Here is a 20,932-nt window from a genome sequence, read left to right as displayed (position 1 = left end):
ATAAAATTTACATCATAATTTGTTTTAGGTAACCATCCCTTAAACAACATGTCTATTATAACTATTTCATTGATTCTATAACACCTTCAACAATTGTATCCATATCTGTAACATTTCCTTCATTCATAGAAGATACAAGTGTAACTTTCTCTTCTAGAACTGTCATTTCTCTCATTTCCTCTAGGAACTCACTCATCAAACTTCCAGACTTACATGCCCATGAGCCATTTTCAATTATTGCAAAAGTTCTCTTTTGAAGGTTAAGAGCCTTCATATCCATAAGATAATTATGCATAGGTGGGTAAATACCAAGGTTATAGGTTACAGAAGCTAAAACTACGTGGCTAACTCTAAAGGTTTCTGAAATCAGTTCAGATACATGAGTGCTTGAAACGTCATACATAACTACATTTTTCATTCCCTTTTCTACAAATTTAGTAGCTAAGGCAGTAGCTGCGGCTTCGGTATTACCATACATTGAAGCATAAACTATCATTACTGCTTTTTCTTCTGGTTCATATCTACTCCATTTATCATACTTATCAATAAAATATCCAAGATCTGTACGCCAAACTGGACCATGTAGTGGGCAAATCATTTTAATATCTAGTCCACTTGCCTTTTTTAACAATGCTTGAACATGTGGTCCATACTTTCCAACAATATTTGTATAATATCTTCTAGCGTCATCAATCCAATCACGGTCAAAGTCAACCTCATCATTAAATAGCTTACCATCTAATGCTCCAAAAGATCCAAAGGCATCAGCTGAAAAAAGAACACCGTTTGTAGTATCAAATGTAACCATAGCTTCTGGCCAATGTACCATTGGTGCAGCCACAAATGTTACTTCATGCTTTCCAAAAGATTTTACGTCTCCCTCTACAACTTCCTCCATTCTACCATCAATTTCGAATCCAAATTGTCTCATTAGGAGAAAAGATTTCTCAGTACTTATAATCTTAACATCAGGATAACGCAGTATTATTTCTTCAATGGCAGCTCCATGATCAGGCTCCATATGATTTATTACTAAATAATCTAATGACCTGCCATTTAAAACAGCTTGTATATTTTCTAAAAACTGTCTACAAATTGACCAATCTACAGTATCAAATAGTACAGTTTTTTCATCTAATAATAAATATGAATTATATGAAACCCCTCTTGGAATTGGATGAACGTTTTCAAAAAGAGCTAGACGCCTATCATTTCCGCCTACCCAATAAAGGTCTTCAGTTACCTTTCTAACACAAAACATAAATTACTCCTCCTTTTTATTGTAAAAAACTTAAAATTTCTGCTATAAAATTAGACCTCTATAAAACTATCTTTTTCTTCACCGCAATCTGGACAAATCCATTCTTCTGGAAGAGCTTCAAATAGAGTTTCTGGTGATATGTCATTTTCTATATCGCCTATAGCTGGATCATATTCATATCCACATCCATTACAAACATATCTCTTCCAACTAGGAACAACCTTTTTAGGAACATACTTTTTCATTTTTTTCATAGGAGGTGCTTCCTTTTTTGGTTCTCCGTTATCTAAAGCATCTGTTAATAATGGCATTATCTCTAGTAAGTCTCCAACAATACCATAGTCTGCATTCTTAAATATTGGAGCATTAGGATTATTATTAATAGCAACTATGGTAGTAGCATCCTTTATACCCTTTAAGTGTTGACCAGCACCTGATATACCACATGCTATGTAGAGATTTCCATTAAATTTTTGGCCTGACATTCCAACATAACGATTTAAAGGTAAGTATTTTAAGGTTTCAGCTACAGGACGAGATGATCCAATTGCTGCACCAACTTGAATAGCTAAAGCTTTAGCAAGTTCCATATTTTTTTCTTCTCCAATTCCCTTACCTACACTGACAACACGCTCTGACTTAGATATTGGAGTATTTATATCAATACCAACAGTAAAATCATAACCATCTGCTTTTAATGCTTCTACAAGCTTAGCAACTCTTTCCTCTGCTGTTCCATCTTTCATAATCATTTTCTTACGAGCACCAGTTACTCCTCCACCAGCTGAACCTTTTTTAGATCTATTCTCATTTTTAGGCATTTTTCCAATTATATGAGATGCAATTACCATTCTTTGAATCTCATTTGTTCCTTCATAAATAGTACAGATTTTAGCATCACGATATGCTCTTTCTACATCCATTCCTTTAAGGTAACCAGACCCTCCAAAGATTTGTAATGCATCATTTACAACTTCTAAGCATATATCAGACGCATATTGTTTAGCCATAGCAGCCTCCATAGAATAAGGCTCATGATTTTCCTTAAGTTCAGCAGCACTATATATTAAAAACCTAGCGGCTCTTAGCTTAGTTGCCATATCAGCTAATTTAAATGAAATTACTTGTTGTTGGCATATAGGCTTTCCAAATTGTATTCTTTCCTTTGAATATTCTAAAGCGTTTTCATAAGCTCCTTGAGCTATACCTAGAGCTTGAGCTGCAATACCTATACGACCACCATCTAATGTTCCCATAGCTATTTTAAAACCTTGTCCTTCTTCACCTAATAAGTTTTCTTTAGGTACTTTAACATTATTAAATACTAATTCAGCAGTTGCAGAAGAGCGAATTCCCATCTTATCGTAATGATCACCAAATGTAAATCCTTCCCATCCTTTTTCAACTATAAAGGCACTTATACCTTTGACTCCTATATCTGGAGTAGTCACAGCAAATACAACATAAGTATCTGCCTTATCTGCATTAGTTATAAAAATCTTTCCACCATTTAAGATATAATAATCTCCTTCTAGTTCAGCAGTCGTTTCAGTTCCACCAGCATCACTACCAGCATTTGGCTCAGTTAAGCCGAATGCACCAATCTTTTCACCCTTTGCTAGAGGAATCATATATTTTTGCTTTTGTTCTTCAGTTCCATATGCAAAAATTGGATATGTTCCTAAAGAAACATGAGCTGATAAAATTACACCTGTACCACCATCTACTCTAGAAAGTTCTTCAACAGCAATGGCATAACTAAGTACATCTAGACCTAAACCACCATATTTTTTAAGATACGGAGTACCTAATACCCCCATTTTACCTAACTTTTCTATAGCCTCAGTTGGAAACTTACTTTCTTGATCCAACATAAATGCTTGTGGTTTTACCTCTGTCTCTGCAAATTCTCTGATTTTTGCACGAAAAGCTTCGTGTTTTTCTGTAGTCTTAAAAAACATAAATTTACCTCCTTTAATTTGGTGTTTTATTTTAATTTTCACAAGTTTTATTAATAAAGCTTATAAAAATTTATAATCTTTGATTTAAAAAGCATAATATCCTTACAATGCAAATTAAAACTAAAATTGCTTATATAATTTTCTAATAATCAAATTAATTATATAACTTAATTTCTTTCTTAATAATTATTATTATAAAACTTATAATTTCCATTGTCAAATTTTTATGCAAATTTATTGTAGCCCCCTTAATTAATATTATTTTACATTACATAAAAATATATCTAAAATATCCTATTCCTTAGTTCTTTTCTATAATATTCATGACTGTTTTGATACTATGACCTCTGCTGACTTCTGACAGTTCAGCCATACATCACTGTATATATTGTTACTTATAAATACATATCCATAACGTATCTGTCAGATCTCCCTAGGTAAGACCATAATCTTTCACTCCATATATCCGCTACATTCATACTAGCTGTTTCGAATAGTTTCAGGCTTTGATTTGTATAGCAACCTTCCCCACGGATATATGCCTTATATGTAGTTCCTACTTGTCAGACAAGAGTTTCGCCCCCAACTTCCGTCTGATTCCACATTACCATAGACACACCCCCTTACTTGGCACTATCAACCCGCGCTTAGGACTTTCACCTATTAGATTACACCCATGCTGGGCACAATATAAAAAGCACCAAGATAATTTCTTGGTGCTTGAATTAATTTATTTTATTATGATAGCAGACTTTACTCTTCTAAAACTTTAACATTATCATCCCCAAAAATTTCTCTTAGTTTAGATGTAGTTTCATAATCATTATTAAGCCAACTATTTTTATTTATAAGATATTTTTTCTTTGTATTAGCAGCAAATAAGTAAGTTGGATCTGAACCAAATTCTCCTATAAAATTTTCTCTTATAAGCTTCATTACACTATTTAACTTGCTATCATCTTCAACTCGAATATATATCTTATCTGTACTCACTTTAACTAGTGGCGATATTTTTTCACATAATATTTTAGGTTGCTCTTCCTCTTCCAGAGCTATACGTCCTTCCACAGTTACTATTTCATCTTCCTCAACAAATTCTCTATAAGCTGAAAATGTCTTTGGAAATATGACTAATTCTATGGTTCCAAATAAATCCTCCAAGGTTGCAAATGCCATAGCCTGATTATTCCTTGTAATTTTTTTAGATACAGATGTTAAAAGTCCCCCTAAAATTACTTTTTGTTTATCCTTTACTTTTGAAACTCTCTCACTAACAAGTCCCTCTCCACCTACACTATCATCTTCTAACGTATCTGCTAAAACTAAATCTGATATCTTGTGGGTAGTTACATGTTTTAAAGTCTTCTCATAATCATCTAGTGGATGACCAGATAAATATATTCCTGTCATTTCTTTTTCCATGGCTAACAAATACTTTTTATTAAATTCCTGAATCTCTGGATAAACTATCTTAAAGGCACTATCTTCTTCCTCAGCTCCTTGGAATAGACTAATTTGTCCTGGAACATTTCTCTTTCTTTCATTGTTTATTCCATCTAAAATTTTCTCAAATACAGCTATTAATTTAGATCTGTATACTCCTAAACTATCAAAGGCTCCAACTTTTATAAGGCTCTCTACAGCTCTCTTATTTACTGCTGCAGAATCAATCTTGTTACAAAAGTCGCTAAAGCTCTTAAATTTACCTTTTTCCTTACGTCTTTCCACTATGGACTCTATAACATTTACTCCAACATTTTTTATAGCTGAAAGACCAAATCTTATAGTATTTCCTTGTACTGTAAACTTACTAAAACTTTCATTTATATCTGGTGGAAGTACTTTTATTCCTATTTCTTCTGCAAATCTAATGTAGTACGCTACCTTTTCATTATTTCCCATTATACTATTTAGCATGGCTGCTATAAATTCTGCTGGATAATAATACATTAAGTAAGCAGTCTGATAACCTACTACTGCATAAGCTGCAGCATGACTCTTATTAAAAGCATAGGATGCAAAATCCATCATCTGATCAAATATCTTATTAGCTGCTTCCTCTGAAATTCCATTTCTCATACAGCCAGGCACTATAATTTTTTCCTCTTCATCTACTATTCCATAAACAAAGTTTTTTCTTTCTTCTTCCATGACCTTATGCTTCTTCTTAGACATGGCACGTCTCACAAGGTCACTTCTTCCCAGAGAATATCCTCCAAGATCTCTAACTATTTGCATTACTTGCTCCTGATACACCATTACTCCATATGTAACATCCAGTATTTCTTCTAACTGTACTGTTACATATTGAACTTTTTCTGGATTTCTTTTTCCTTCAATGTATTTTGGAATTTCTGCCATTGGACCTGGTCTATAAAGACTTATTCCTGCTATGATATCCTCAAGACAGTCTGGTTTTAGATCTCTCATGAATGAAGTCATTCCTGCAGATTCTAGCTGGAATACACCAACTGTTTTTCCATCTCCAATCATCTGATAAACCTTTGAGTCTCCAAAGTCTATATGGTCTATATCTATTTTTACACCTTGATTCTCCCATATATTATTAATAGCTTCATCCATTACCGTAAGGGTTCTTAACCCTAGAAAATCCATCTTTAAAAGTCCTAATTCTTCTAAAGTACCCATGGTAAACTGAGTTACTATCATACCTTCATTCTTTTGTAAGGGAACATATTCTACAAGAGGATGAGATGCTATAACAACTCCAGCAGCATGAGTAGATGAGTGCCTTGGTAATCCCTCTAAATCTCTAGCTACATCTATAAGTTCTCGTACCCTCTCATCTACATCATAAAGTTCTTCTAGTTCACTATTCATCTCAAGAGCTTTATCTATAGTTATATTTAACACGGAAGGGATCATCTTAGCAATTTTATCTACTTCAGCATAGGAATAATTCATTGCTCTTCCTACGTCTCTGATACATGCCCTCGGTGCCATAGTTCCAAAGGTGATTATCTGTGATACATTGTTTTCTCCATATTTATCAACTACATAATCAATTACCCTTTGACGCCCTTCATAGCAAAAGTCTGAGTCGATATCAGGCATGCTTACCCTTTCTGGATTAAGAAATCTTTCAAAAAGCAAACCATACTTAATTGGATCGATCTTAGTTATTCCCAATGTATAAGCAACTATAGCTCCTGCCGCAGACCCTCTTCCTGGTCCTGTAGGAACTCCATTTTCATTGGCATATCTTATAAAATCCCAAACAATTAGAAAATAATCTACATATCCCATTTGCTTGATTATTCCTAACTCATAATCTAATCTATCACATAGGAGTTTTCCTTCTTCATTTTCTTCTCTTATTTTATTTATTTTCTCTTCATCAAATGTTCCATTTAAAGATGAGAATACTTGATATCTTTCAATAAGTCCCTTGTAGCAATTTTCCCTAAGATATTCAAAAGGATCTATCCCCTTTGGCAAAGGGAATTTAGGTAATTTAGATTCATGAAATTTATAATCGAAATTACATTTTCCAGCTATCTTTACCGTGTTTTCCATAGCCTCTGGTACATAAGAAAAAGTCTCATACATTTCTTTAGGTGACTTAAGATAAAATTGATTTGAAGGGTATCTCATTCTGGTTTTGTCCTCTACAGTTTTACCTGTTTGAATACAAAGTAATACATCATGTGATTTACTGTCTTCTTCATTTATATAGTGAGTATCATTAGTACATACTAGTGGAATATCACATTCCTTAGATAAATCTAATAACATTTCATTCACTTGTAACTGCTGTGAAATTCCATGGTATTGTAATTCTAAATAAAAATCATCCTTAAATATTTCCTTATATTTTAAAGCAACCTCCTTGGCCCTTTCCTTATTGTCTCTAAGTAAATTTTTTTGAACCTCACCACCTAAGCAAGCACTAGTAGCAATTAATCCTTCACAATGCTCCTTCAAAAATTCATAGTCTACTCTTGGTTTGTAATAAAACCCATCTATAGAAGCAGTAGATACTATTTTCATTAAATTTTCATAACCTACTTGGTCTTTAACTAACAAAACTAAGTGATAGGTATCATTGTCTTTTTGAGGTTCTTTAATGTACATTGATTTTCCTGCTACATATATTTCACATCCAATTATGGGTTTTATGCCATTCTCTATAGCTTCTTTATAAAAATCTACTGCACCGTACATAGTTCCATGGTCAGTAATGGCAATAGCTTTCATACCTAGTTCCTTAGTTCTTTTAATAAGCTTAGATATTTTCCCCGAACCATCTAAGAGACTATACTCTGTATGCACATGCAGATGTACAAAATCCTTCATATTTTCACCCCCTGCATCCTTGGTAATAAAACCATATTCCTTTACAATATTTATTTTTATATTATCTTTCTAACTTACCTCTTACTATTAATCTGTCCTTACCATCATAAGTACATGTTACAAGGGTTATTGTTGCATCCTCACTTTTATCTAAAACATAAGTGTCTTCTGGAGCAACTGTAAAGCTCTCTGTAACTTTATAAGTAAAGGTCTTATCATGAGTAGATACTATTATATCATCATTAACTTCTAATTTGTTTAGTCTTAGAAAAAATTCTCCTGTATCATAGTTTCTATGTCCTGCTAGTGCAAAGTTACCCATATCCCCTGGCATAGCAGTATCCTTAAAATGTCCTACTGCATATTTTATTATTTCATCCTCAGTACCTTCTGCTACTACTACTTTCAAATTTATTTTTGGTATTTCTAAAACTGCAATTGGATTTACCATATCTATATAAGGAAGTTTTTCTTCCTTACTTTTCTTATTTTTTTCATGATTAACTTCTTGCTTTTCTTCTGATACAAATTTGTCATAAAGCTGATCTTGAACTTTTTTTGTTTCCCACTTTCCTTTAAAAGCAAACAGTAATAATCCAATCCCCACTAAAATTAAAAGTATACTTATAATGTTTCTAATCTTCCCCTTCATTAAAACACCTCTTTACTTAAAATCATGAACTATTAAGTAATTCTACACACATATATTTTGTAACATTCTCAAAAATGGAATGTCTTATATGATTAATCTTTTTAAATCCAGTAACTTATCTACAAAACTAGTCTAAAAGTAATGATTTTGAGACATTCCACAATAAAAATTTTTCCCTTTTATCTCTATAATAACACTTTATTTAGTATAGTCAGCTACTTTGGAAACCTCTATATACGGCTTAATTTTATCTAAAACTTTATTAACATGATATGGATGTATCTGATATTCATTCATGTCATCTACAGAATCAAATCTAGTTATAAGACATACATCAAAAGCTCTCTCTGTATGAAGCTCATCTATTCCTACTTCTACCCCCCTAAGCTTAGGAATTTTTCCTTCCATAGCTTTAAGAGTATTTGCTACAAAGTCTACATTTTCCCTTGTATTTTCTTTTAACTTAAATAAAACCACATGTGTAAACATCTTTTACCCCCTATACATTAAACCTATTTTATTTAATTATTTTTTAGTACCTTAGCTGATAACATAGCCTTTGCCATAATCTCTTTATTTTGGTTATACATTGTTACTTCTACCTTTGAATAATATCTTCCTCTATCTATTACTTCAGAGTGTACATCCATTATCCTACCCATCTGTACTGGCTTAGTAAAATAAGATGTGAAACTATCTATAGCTACATTTGTAATACCATTTTGTCTTAACACCATAGTTCCCATAGTTGATAAAAGCATATTTAATGCATTCCATGATGCAGTACCTATAGAGTCAAGCATTTCAGGTACAATTTCTCCCCAGAAATGCATCTTATTCTTACTAGATTCAAATTCAAAATTCTTTAAAATTAAATCATCCATAGTATGACCTACATGAGGCTGTCTTGTAACTATTTGCAATGCCTTTATTACATCTCCTCTGGAAATTATACCTATTAATTTCTTTTTATATACCACTGGGCATATTTGAATTCCATCCCAAGCCATGATATGTGCTGCATAGGCAACTGTGCTTGTAGGATTTAACACAATAGGATTCTTTGTCATAATGCTATTTATAATCTCATTGTCATCATGATTATTTATTTGAGTTATACTTACAAGACCTATAACTCTAGATTCCTCATCTAAAACTGGAAATCTTTCATGCCTAGTTTTCTCTGATAATTCTTTTAATGTTTTAATCTTGTCCCATACATTTAAGTATTCTGGATTTTTATCCATAACATCTTCTACTAACACAATTTCTTTTTTAACATTATTTTCATATATAGCTTTATTTATCATACTTGCAACAGTAAAGGTATCATAGGTACATGATATTACAGGCAAATTTGTTTTATCTGCTAAAATCTTTATTTCATCACTACATTGAAATCCTCCAGTTATAAGCACAGCACATTGGTTTTCAAGAGCTAGCCTTTGAGCTTCTTCTCTATTTCCTACTATAAGTAATGATCCTGGGTTTATGTATCTCTTCATGGTTTCAACTTCCATGGCCCCTATTATAAATCTTTCAAGAAAATTATTTTCTCCAGCCTTGCCACCAATTAAAGTTCCATCTACCATGTTTACAATTTCCTTAAAAGATATCTTGTCAATATTCTTTTTTTCTAACTTTTCTACCCTTACCGTGCCAACTCTAGGAATCGTATTGACAATCCCTATAGATTCGCACTCCTTTATTGCTCTATAAGCAGTTCCTTCACTGACACCCAATTTACTACTAATTCCTCTAACTGAAATCTTAGTACCTATATCTAAGGATAGAATATATTTAATTATTTCTTCATGCTTTGACACAGCTATCTACCCTCTTTCCTAAGTTCATCTGCTATTTTTTCAATTCTTCTAAGACGATGATTTACTCCTGATTTTCCTACAGGTGGATTTAACATAGCTCCTAACTCCTTTAAAGATTCATCTGGGAAGTCAAGCCTTAACTTAGCTACCTCCTTTAAGTTTTTAGGTAGTCTATCAAGTCCAATTTCACTTTGAATAAGTTTTATACTTTCAACCTGTCTTACAGCTGCATTAACAGTTTTACTAAGATTTGCGGTCTCACAGTTAACAATTCTATTTACGTTATTTCTCATTTCCTTCATGATTCTTATATTTTCAAGCTCTAGTAATGCATTATGAGCACCTATGATATTCAAAAGGTCGACTATTTGTTCCCCTTCTTTTAAATATATAACAAAGCTATTTTTTCTTTGTATAACCTTAGAATTAAGCTTATAACTATTAATCAAGTCACTAAGCTCATTTGCATAATCTTGGTCATGAGTGACAAATTCTAAATGGTAAGTTTTCTCCGGGTTACTAATACTTCCTCCCCCTAAAAAAGCTCCCTTTATATATGCTCTTTTACAATCTTCATTTTTTATAACTTCATCAGGTACTCCATAGTGTATATTAAATAAACCATCCTTCTCAATTATACCCAATTCCTGAAGGAGTCCCTTTACATTTACTTCTTCTGGTATTAAAACCATATATATATTATTTTTCTTTAACGAATTGCTTTTCTTTACTAATAATTTAGTATGAATATCAAAAAAATCCTTTAAGTTTTTAAAAATCCATCTTGCTATAGCTGGATTTTCAGTTACTACCTTAAAGGTAATAGTTCTGTTAAATCCAAAACCTAAGGTTCCACTGGATTTCATTATAGCTGATAATTGAGCAGCTATTTCATCTTTAGATAACTCACTATTTCTGCATACTTCATTTTTTACCTTTAGTGAAAATGACATCTCTCTACTCCCTATCCTTTTTTTCTCTTCTTAATCTCTGTGATAAATATATATATTCAAAAATTCTTTTCTCATCATTAATCATTTTTTTCTTTAATATAGTCTCTATAAGTATTTTAGCAAGCTTATCCTCATCATGTCTTATGAGTTCTTTTTTAATCTTTATCATATCAAATTCTATATATTTTACATTTAGCTTCTCTTTATCATCATGATCAAGTTGAACAAAGGTTGAGCCTTTTTGCAAATATTTTTCTTTTATATTTTCTTCTTCCTTTGTAAGTCCTTTATTCACAATAGCATAATCAATAGGCATACCTTCACAATGTTCCATTATAGCTCTTATATGATCCTGAACACTAAAGTTATCACTCTCACCTGGTTGAGTCATTATATTTGATACATAAATCTTTAATGCTTTAGTGGACTTTACAGCCTCTCTTATATCACCCACCATTAGATTAGGGATTATACTAGTATACACACTTCCTGGTCCTAATATAACTGCATCTGCATCTCTTATAGCATCAATAGCTTCTTGAACTCCCTTGGCATCTTTAGGTTCTATAAATACTCTATCTATAGGTGATTTTCTATTTAAGCTCTCAGTAGGTATTGAAGACTCACCTTTTATTATGTCCCCATTTTTTAATTTTGCATATAACTGCACATTTTCAAGAGTAACAGGTAGTACTTTCCCAGTTACCGCTAAAACCTCACTAGTTTTTTTAATGGCCTCTAAAAAATTATTGGAAATTCCATTCATAGCCGCTAAAAATAAATTCCCAAAACTTTGATTTTCTAAAGAACCATCCTTAAATCTATATCTAAATAGCTGTTCCATCAAAGGTTCCGTATCTGCTAAAGCTATTATGCAGTTACGAATATCTCCTGGTGGTAACATTCCTAAATCTTGCCTCAGTACTCCAGAACCGCCTCCATCATCAGCTACTGTAACTACTGCAGTTATATTAGTAGTATATCTTTTCAGTCCACTAAGCATATTGGAAAGCCCTGTTCCTCCTCCAATAACTACTACTTTAGGTCCCTTTACTAATATACTATTTTTGAAAAAATCATCATCAAAATTTTTCTTTCCCATTGAAAAATTTAAGGCTTCGAACTTTATTATATCTATTACTTTTTTAGTATACTTTTCTAAACTTATATAGGTCAATACACACCCTAAAACTAGTATCGCTACTAGAAATATCTTTATAGAAATACCTTCATTCCATTTTCTTATGAGCTCAATTATAGCATAGGAAATTAAAAATACACCTAATATAATTTGGCATATCCATCTCTTAATTCCCAATCCAGGCATTAATCCGTCCTTAAGCTTCATCGCTTTCCAGCTCCTCTACTTACATCCTCATTTATATCTCTATGATCTATAGTTACACTATTCCCCTGATGGTTTAAAGTCTCATATATTTTATTTGCAATAGCAACAGAACGATGTCTCCCACCTGTACATCCAATCGCAACGATTAACTGTCTCTTTCCTTCTATTTTATAATTAGGAATTAAAAATTTAAGCATATCTATAAATTTTTCTATAAATTGCTGTGTTTCAACTTTAGATAATACATAATCCTTTACTGGCTTATCTAATCCGCTAAAAGGCTTTAACTCAGCAATATAATATGGATTAGGAATAAACCTTACATCCATAACTAAATCTGCATCTAAAGGTATTCCATATTTAAATCCAAATGATATTACATTAATGAGTAAAGGACTCTCAATTTGACCCTCATCTCCATAGGTCATAGTTATTTCTTCATTAAGCTCCTTATTTGTAAGTTTTGATGTATTTATTATTTTACTAGCTCTTTCCCTTATCCCTTTTAGCTTTTTCTTTTCTATGCTTATACCATTAATAATCCTTCCATCTGGTGCAAGAGGATGTTTTCTTCTTGATTCTTTATATCTTTTAACTAAGGTTTCATCTGTAGCTTCAAGATATAATACTTCATATAAGTATCCTTCTTTATCAAGAGTGGACAAACTCCCTAATAAATCATCGAAAAAAGTTCTGCCCCTAATATCTACTACTATAGCAATTTTATCTATTTTTCCTTCAGTTTTAAAACATACTTCAGCAAATTTTATTATAAGAGTTGGTGGTAAATTATCAACACAGTAAAATCCTAAATCTTCAAGAGATCTTATTGCTTGTGTCTTGCCTGCTCCTGACATACCTGTAACTATCAAAAATTTCATTCTATCACACCTCTTTTGCATATTTAATTCCAGTAAAATTTGTAAATCAAATTTAATTTTTATTCATAATTATACTTCCTTCAAATTAAAAATTTTAATAATTATGAACACTAATATCTATATATTATACACATTAATTATATCATATAGTAATTTATATTACTAAAAAAAGATATAGGATAAATATTTATTTATCCTATATCTTTTGCATGAAATTTTTAGAATTTACACATTACTTTCTATAATTAAAAATTTATTTTATAGATTCAATTAATGATTTAAATCCAGGTAACGCATTTTCTATGGTGGTATATGCTACACAATAAGCAATTCTAATATATCCCGGACACGCAAAAGAAGTTCCAGGTACTATTAGAATATTATATTTTTTTGCCATATTACAGAATTCAATGTCATTATCTATAGGTGACTTAACAAATAAGTAGAAAGCACCTTCTGGTTTTATACACTCATATCCATAAGAAGTAAGTTCACTATAAAGTAGTTCTCTATTTTTATTATAAAAATCAATATTTACTTTATCATCTAAACACCTAGCTATTACTCTTTGGAAAAGTGATGGTGCATTTACATATCCTAAAATACGAGTAGCTACATTAGCAGCTGAGACAACGTTTTCAAAGTCTGATACTTCATTTGGAATAACTAAATATCCAATTCTTTCTCCTGGTAATGAAAGAGATTTACTATAGGAATATCCAACAACTGTATTATCATAATACTTTGTTAAATACGGTACCTCAATATTATCGTATACAAGCTCTCTATAAGGCTCATCAGAAATTAAATATATATCAGTTCCTAATTCCTTTTGTTTCTCTTTTAGTATACTTGTAAGTCTTATAATAGTCTCTTCTGAATAAACAACTCCTGTAGGATTATTTGGTGAGTTAATTATAACAGCTTTAGTCTTATCAGTAATTTTACTTTTAAACTCATCTAAATTAGGTTGAAAGTCTGTAGTGTTTGGTGCTACTACTACAAGCTTTCCATCATAGTTAGCAGCATAACTTCTATATTCACCAAAATATGGTGCAAATACTACTACTTCATCTTCTGGATTTAAAAGAGTTTTAAAAATTACATTTAAACCACCTGCCGCTCCTACAGTCATAACTATATTCTTTTCTGAAAAATTTGTATCAAACTTTTTGTTTATTGAGTTGGCAATAGTTTCTCTAACATCTTCATATCCTGAGTTACTCATGTAGCCATGAACCATAGTATTCGGTTCATTGTTTAAAATATCTACAATTGCCTCCTTTACAGTACTTGGTGGTTCAAGATTTGGATTTCCTAAACTGAAATCATAAACATTTTCTGAACCATAAATTGATGCCAGTCTTTTACCTTCTTCAAACATAGCTCTAATTAAAGAACTACCTTTAACATAACCAACCATTTTTTCTGAAATCATATCCCCATCTCCCTATTTTTTATATTAGGTTAAACTATCTTCACCTATAATTCTAACTTCAGTGTGTAATTCAACCTTAAATTTTTCATAAACTTTAGCTTTTACAACTTCAATAAGATCTAAAACCTCCTTTGCAGTTGCATTGCCTTTATTTATGATAAATCCTGAATGTTTTTCGGATACTTCAGCGTCCCCAACGCTAGTACCCTTTAACCCTGAATCTTGAATAAGCTTACCTGCAAAATATCCCTCCGGTCTTTTAAATGTACTTCCTGCTGATGCATATTCTAGCGGTTGCTTACTTTTTCTTCTTTCTGCCAGATCATCCATTCTTTCCTTGATCAAAGCCTTATCTCCATTAGACAATCTCATTCTAGTTTCTAAAACTATATAGCTATATTTTAAAATTGCACTATTTCTATATCCAAATTCTAGTTCTTCTTTATTTAATTCTCTAATATTTCCCTCATTATCAATAACTAACGCGCTTTCAATTACTTTTGCCATTTCTCCATCATAGGCACCTGCATTCATAGCAGTAGCACCTCCAATGGATCCTGGTATCCCTGATGCAAATTCTAGTCCTGATAAACTATTCTTTAAAGCTTGGTCTGCAACTGAATATAGCTTAGCACCACATTGTGCAGATAATAGATTTTCATCTACTACTATTTTATTTATATGTCCAAGTTTTATGACTACCCCTCTTATTCCTCCATCTCTTATTATGAGATTAGAGCCATTTCCTAATATGAAATAATCCACCTTATTTTCTTTACATATATTAATTAAGTCTTTAACCATTTCATAATTAGAAGGGTAAACTAATACATCAGCCGGTCCACCTACCTTAAAAGAAGTATGATTCTTCATTGGTTCATCTATTTTTACATTTTCATGTCCTGCTACATCTATAACACTTCTTATAAAACTATCCTTTAATTTCATTGTATACCCCTTACTATATTATTATATATTAAGTATAAAATACTTACATTATATATATCAACAGTTATTACATATTTCTTTCATTTTTAAATACACTATTCTTATAATATTATACTAAAAATATTCTAATCAATATTTTTATGCTTACATATGATAATTAACTATTTTTCTTAAAATAATTAATTATGCTTTCGGCGGCTTTTCCATCCATAGAAAGTGTAGCCATTAACTCTTTATAGGTAGCCTTCTTTATATTTTCAATGCTACCAAATTTCTTTAGAAGCTCACGCCTTCTCTTTTCTCCTATTTTAGGTATTTCATCTAATATGGAATATAAAGTACGTTTATCTCTTAAAGTTCTATGATAGGTAATAGCAAATCTATGAACTTCATCCTGAATCCTGGTAACCAAAAGCATAGCCTTAGACGATGGATTTAACAAGATTTCCTTATTGTTAAAAATAAGGCCTCTTGTTCTGTGCTTATCATCCTTTACCATACCACATACAGGTATATTAATATTTAACTCCTCCAATACTTGAAGTGCTATATTAATCTGTCCCTTTCCACCATCCATCATAATCAAATCAGGAAAAATAGAAAATTTACCTGAGTTAAAGTTCATATCATTATTATTTATTTTCTTTATTTCTTCTAACCCATGGGTAAATCTTCTTGTTAATATCTCTCGCATAGAGCCATAGTCGTCAGCACCTTCTACGGTTTTTATTTTAAATCTTCTATAATCACTATTTTTAGCTACGCCATCTTGAAAAACTACCATGGTTCCTACAGAATCCATCCCCATAATATTAGATATATCATAGGCCTCAATCCTATTAGGTGTTTCATCTAATTCAAGTACTTCTTGAATTTCAGATAGAGCTACATTATTAAGTTCCTTGTCTACTTTATGCTTAATCTTAAACATTTCAAGAGCATGACTAGCATTTTTTTCTACCATATCAAGAGTTTTTCTCTTTTCTCCTTTATGAGGAACTTTTATAGTCACTCTATATTCCTTCTTTATAGATAACCATTGCTCTAAGACATCAATCTCATCACAATGACTTACGTATATAGTCTTAGGTATAAATGCAGTTCCACCATAAAAGTTTTTAATAAATTCTTCTATGACATAGGCAGGCTCTTCTCCTCCTGTATTGTCTAAAATAAAATCTTCTCTTCCAACGATTTTACCATCTCTTAAAAAGAAAATCTGAATACAACTATCTTTTTCATCTTGAGAAATACCTATAAAATCTTCATTTTCAAAATTATTACTGATAATCTTTTGCTTTTCATTTATTTTATCTATGGCTATCAACTTATCTCTTAAAGAGGCTGCTCTTTCAAAATCTAAATTTTCTGCTGCTTCTTCCATTTCATTCTTAATCTTACTAGTAATCTTTGTATCCTTACCTGTAAGTAAATCTACTACATCATTAATGATTCTTTTATATTCATCTCTGGAAATTAATCCTTCGCAAGGTCCACTACATAGCTTAATGTGATAGTTAAGACATACTCTTGTTTTAGGGCCATCCTCTTTTATAACTCTCCTACATGTTCTAAGAGGAAATACCTTCTTTATAAGTTCGTTTATAGTATATACTGCACTTCCATCCGTATATGGTCCAAAATATTTAGATGAATCATTTCCATAATTTCTTGTAACTAATACCCTTGGAAATTCTTCATTAGTAATTTTTATAAAAGGGAAATATTTATCATCTTTTAGTAAAATATTATATTTAGGACTATATTTCTTAATTAAATTACATTCTAGTATTAATGCTTCTACTTCTGAATCTGTAACTATATACTCAAATTCACTTATGTTCTTAACCATAGCTCTAACCTTTTCACTATGATTTTTAGAATTCTGAAAGTATTGTCTTACTCTGTTTTTAAGGTTTTTGGCTTTTCCTACATATATTACTTCTCTCAAAGAATTTCTCATTAAATAAACTCCAGGATTGTCTGGAAGATTTTTTAGATGATACTGAAAATCAAACATTAAATCACCTCACTTCTCATCCAAAAGTTGTTTTATCTTTAGTATGATACTTCTATTTTCATCTCTATCTACTAATTGGCATCCATGATTTATCCTATATAAATACATTCTAAAAGTTTCCTAATTAGTTTGTATTAAAATAAGCTTTCATAAGCTCTTTTGCCATAGCACTAGCATTAAAGCTATCATTTCCACCTTCTTCTGCAATTATAGCAAAGGCTATTTCTGGTTCATCATAGCCTGCAAAACCGATAAACCAAGTGTGTGGATCCTTGTCTCCAGAATCATGGTCTGCAGTTCCAGTCTTTCCTGATACTTGAACTCCCCATAATTTTGCAGCCTGACCAGTTCCCTCATTTACAACAGCTTTCATATATTCTTTTAGCAATGCTGCATTTTCAGGAGTTGTAACTGTTGCTACTTCCTTTGGTTCATAGCTTTTTACTGCTTTTCCTTCTGGATTTATGATTTCCTTTACTACATTAGGTTCCATCATTACACCATTATTAGCTATAGTACTAGCAACTAATGCCATTTCCATAGGACTTGCTAGTACTCCACTTTGTCCTATACCACTTTGTGCTATATTACCAACCTCTTCACTTTTATATTCTGGAAAAATACTATTATCAATTGTAAGAGTTTCTGATGGAATATCTTTATTAAAGAAGAATTTTTCTGCTGTTTTCTTTAAATTGTTATTTCCAAGTTCCATAGCTAGAGTACCAAATACCACATTACTAGACTTTAAAAAAGCTGTTCTAAGTCCAATACTTCCATTGGCATATCCCTTATAGTTCTCTAAGTATTCACTTTCATTAAAGCTAATTTTACCCTCATCATTAAAGGTTCTACTAGTTACATCTGACATATTTTCTAAAGCACTTATTGCTGTAACTACTTTAAAAGTTGAGCCTGGGGGGTAAAGTCCTGACACTGCTCTGTTCAAGAAAGGAGTATCCTCTTGCTGAGATAACTTCTCAAAATCTTCTTGTATTGTATTTGCATCAAAACTTGGTTTTGATACCATAGCAAGAACTTCTCCAGTCTTAGGATTTAATGCTACTACTGAACCTTTTCTATTACCTAAAACTTCAAAGGCTCTTTGTTGTAACTGAGAATTTAAGGTAGTTACTACATGATTCCCAACTTTATTCTCATCTTTCTTATTGGAAAATACATCCTTTATAGAATTCACTGATTGTCCTGAAAGTTCTTTATCAAATTTCTTTTCAATTCCACTAGCCCCATACTTTTCATCATTATATCCAACCACATGAGAGAAAGCTACTCCTCCAACATATTCTCTTGTTTGAGAAAACTCTCCGGTTTTTTCACCCGTAGTTAAAGCATTCATATCTCTGTCATAAATAGTTCCTCTTAGGACTCTATTTTTTTCTGCTTGATTTCTTTTATTATAAACACTATCTAAAGCTGCTTCACTTTTGAATAATGTACTATAACTTATATAAGAGATTAGAGCAATAAATAATAACAGAAATACAATCATTACATTTTTTATATTCTTTTGTAGATTATTCATAATTATTACTCTCCTCTGATATTTTTTGTATTATACCTAATGAAAGATAACTTATAAGCATAGAACTTCCTCCATAACTAACAAAAGGTAAAGTTATTCCTGTAAGAGGTATAGCTCCAGTTACTCCACCAATAATTACTAAAGTTTGAGATACTATCATAGTACTATACCCAACAGCTAATAACCTTGAGAATTTATCCTCAGTATAAAGTGCAGCCCTTATACATCTATAGAATAAAAGAAAATTTAAAATTATAACTGCAAAACCTATAAGTAACCCTAACTCTTCACAAATAGCTGCAAATATAAAGTCTGATTCAACTACTGGAATATATCCTGGATATCCATTTCCAAGTCCCACTCCAAAGAAGCCTCCATTAGCTATGGCTATAAGTGATTGAACAAGCTGAAGTCCTTCATCATATCCATACTTCCAAGGATTTTGCCATATCATTACCCTTACTCTAACGTGAGAAAATAAGAAATATCCTACTACACCTCCAACTACAAATAAAAGTAATGCTATTATTACATATTTTTTCTTTGATGTAGCAATATAAAGCATAGTAAGTGCTATGGCAAAGAAAATCAATGCTGATCCCAAGTCTGTTTGAGCTAGCATAAATAATAATGATATCATCATTACCAAAGCAGGCTCTATTAGACTTATAAATTTATATGAACTTTCTTTTCTAAAACCAATTGCCTTTCCTATCTTAATCCAAAATTTTGAAGGCTTTTCATAATCCTTTAATGCTGAAGCAAGATAAGCTACTAAGGCAATTTTCCCGAACTCAGAGGGTTGAAAACCAAATCCAAAGAAATTTACCCAGTTTTTAGCTCCAAATTGTTCCTTTCCAAAAAAGGTACCCATGGACATAAATAATAATGTTATTATTAGATATACATATTTATACTTGCTAAATCTTTTTAAATCTGGAAGTATTACAACTACTAATATAAACATAGTCATACCTAAAGCAAAAAATATGATTTGTTTAGCTGTTAAAAAGCTTCTAGTTCCTTCTGCTATATAACTACCTCCTGATATGGGCAAATCCAATCTATATATCATGGCAATACCTATAACAGCAAGAATATTTGAAAATAGTAATATGAATTTATCACCATCTGGGTAAAATCTTCTTATTACAAAGTGGGAATAACATAATAAACTACATATTATTGCTCCTATAAATATTGCTCCCTTATCAATAGTTGGAGTTAGAATTGCTACGTTAAAAAATAGTGCCATTACAAGTAAATAAGTAAATCTAAGCACTCTTTTTTCTTGTTTTATACCCTTCATATGTGCCTCCTAGTAACTACATAAATTTAAAGGTAGCAGTTCCCACCTTTATTATATCCCCCGATTTTAATATAAGGGAATTCTTTATCCTAACATCATTGACCTTAGTTCCATTAGTACTCTCCAAATCTTCTAACACATACTCATTATTTCTTCTAAAAATTTTAACATGATGAGATGAAACATGTCTATCATCTAAGATTACTGTATTATCACTTTTTCTTCCCATAGTCAAGTTATCCACTATTGGCAGTATTCCTCCATTTTTTAAGTTTGTGTTTTCTCCAGCTACTATTATTTCTAATCCAGAAGTAGCCTTTCTAGCTTTATTTCTTCTCTTACCCACTGATTTAGTATCTGTATACATTATTTTTAAAGCATAGATTATAATAAAATAAACTATAGCTATTATTCCTAAATTCAATGCGAATTTTAAAATATTCATAAACAAAACTCCTTTATACATATATAACAT

15 protein-coding genes are annotated in these 20,932 nt (G+C 31.4%); all 15 read right to left on the bottom strand.

What is annotated here, in order from left to right; genetic code table 11:
- Window positions 1-61 precede the first annotated feature (61 nt).
- The 15 genes from ABDZ93_RS10090 to ABDZ93_RS10020 all read right to left on the bottom strand — a co-directional run bounded on the left by ABDZ93_RS10090 (window position 62) and on the right by ABDZ93_RS10020 (window position 20,902).
- Window positions 62-1,261 (bottom strand): FprA family A-type flavoprotein, encoded by a 1,200-nt coding sequence (locus ABDZ93_RS10090; protein WP_343826022.1) that lies wholly within the window; start codon window positions 1,259-1,261, stop codon window positions 62-64.
- 50 nt (window positions 1,262-1,311) lie between these two features.
- Window positions 1,312-3,222, bottom strand: coding sequence for an acyl-CoA dehydrogenase family protein (locus ABDZ93_RS10085; protein ID WP_343826020.1), 1,911 nt, complete (start codon window positions 3,220-3,222; stop codon window positions 1,312-1,314).
- Window positions 3,223-3,975: 753 nt separating this feature from the next.
- Window positions 3,976-7,539 carry a DNA polymerase III subunit alpha gene (locus tag ABDZ93_RS10080; protein WP_343826018.1) on the bottom strand — a complete coding sequence of 1,188 codons (3,564 nt, stop codon included), beginning with the start codon at window positions 7,537-7,539 and terminating at the stop codon, window positions 3,976-3,978.
- Between the two features lie 61 nt (window positions 7,540-7,600).
- The gene (locus ABDZ93_RS10075; RefSeq protein ID WP_343826017.1) at window positions 7,601-8,191 is read right to left on the bottom strand and encodes a class D sortase; all 591 of its coding nucleotides are present in this window, start codon (window positions 8,189-8,191) and stop codon (window positions 7,601-7,603) included.
- 198 nt (window positions 8,192-8,389) lie between these two features.
- A complete protein-coding gene (locus tag ABDZ93_RS10070) occupies window positions 8,390-8,680 on the bottom strand; it encodes a Dabb family protein (protein ID WP_343826015.1) in 291 nt (96 codons plus the stop codon).
- A 32-nt stretch (window positions 8,681-8,712) separates the two neighbouring features.
- Complete coding sequence (locus ABDZ93_RS10065; RefSeq protein WP_343826013.1) at window positions 8,713-10,017, bottom strand: DRTGG domain-containing protein; 1,305 nt, start codon at window positions 10,015-10,017, stop codon at window positions 8,713-8,715.
- Between the two features lie 2 nt (window positions 10,018-10,019).
- The gene (gene whiA / locus ABDZ93_RS10060; protein ID WP_343826010.1) at window positions 10,020-10,970 is read right to left on the bottom strand and encodes a DNA-binding protein WhiA; all 951 of its coding nucleotides are present in this window, start codon (window positions 10,968-10,970) and stop codon (window positions 10,020-10,022) included.
- 4 nt (window positions 10,971-10,974) lie between these two features.
- Window positions 10,975-12,318: a gluconeogenesis factor YvcK family protein gene (locus ABDZ93_RS10055; RefSeq protein WP_343826007.1), complete on the bottom strand. Its 1,344-nt coding sequence runs from the start codon at window positions 12,316-12,318 to the stop codon at window positions 10,975-10,977.
- The gene (rapZ, locus tag ABDZ93_RS10050) at window positions 12,315-13,199 is read right to left on the bottom strand and encodes an RNase adapter RapZ (protein ID WP_343826005.1); all 885 of its coding nucleotides are present in this window, start codon (window positions 13,197-13,199) and stop codon (window positions 12,315-12,317) included. The genes ABDZ93_RS10055 and rapZ overlap by 4 nt, the downstream gene beginning before the upstream one ends.
- A gap of 253 nt (window positions 13,200-13,452) precedes the next feature.
- Window positions 13,453-14,637 (bottom strand): pyridoxal phosphate-dependent aminotransferase, encoded by a 1,185-nt coding sequence (locus ABDZ93_RS10045; RefSeq protein ID WP_343826004.1) that lies wholly within the window; start codon window positions 14,635-14,637, stop codon window positions 13,453-13,455.
- A gap of 24 nt (window positions 14,638-14,661) precedes the next feature.
- Window positions 14,662-15,585: a UDP-N-acetylmuramate dehydrogenase gene (murB, locus tag ABDZ93_RS10040; protein ID WP_343826002.1), complete on the bottom strand. Its 924-nt coding sequence runs from the start codon at window positions 15,583-15,585 to the stop codon at window positions 14,662-14,664.
- Window positions 15,586-15,742: 157 nt separating this feature from the next.
- Window positions 15,743-17,605 carry an excinuclease ABC subunit UvrC gene (gene uvrC / locus ABDZ93_RS10035; protein WP_343826000.1) on the bottom strand — a complete coding sequence of 621 codons (1,863 nt, stop codon included), beginning with the start codon at window positions 17,603-17,605 and terminating at the stop codon, window positions 15,743-15,745.
- A gap of 124 nt (window positions 17,606-17,729) precedes the next feature.
- Window positions 17,730-19,148, bottom strand: a complete 1,419-nt coding sequence (locus ABDZ93_RS10030; protein ID WP_343825998.1) for a peptidoglycan D,D-transpeptidase FtsI family protein — start codon at window positions 19,146-19,148, stop codon at window positions 17,730-17,732.
- Window positions 19,141-20,457 carry an FtsW/RodA/SpoVE family cell cycle protein gene (locus ABDZ93_RS10025; RefSeq protein ID WP_343825996.1) on the bottom strand — a complete coding sequence of 439 codons (1,317 nt, stop codon included), beginning with the start codon at window positions 20,455-20,457 and terminating at the stop codon, window positions 19,141-19,143. Before ABDZ93_RS10025 ends, ABDZ93_RS10030 begins: the two co-directional genes overlap by 8 nt.
- Window positions 20,458-20,473: 16 nt before the next feature.
- Complete coding sequence (locus ABDZ93_RS10020; protein WP_343825994.1) at window positions 20,474-20,902, bottom strand: FHA domain-containing protein; 429 nt, start codon at window positions 20,900-20,902, stop codon at window positions 20,474-20,476.
- Window positions 20,903-20,932 lie beyond the last annotated feature (30 nt).

This window comes from Clostridium subterminale, assembly GCF_039521425.1.
Classification (GTDB): Bacteria; Bacillota; Clostridia; order Clostridiales; family Clostridiaceae; genus Clostridium_J; species Clostridium_J subterminale.
Note: the sequence above shows the minus strand (reverse complement) of the source record. Positions and strands in the feature narration are given on the sequence as shown.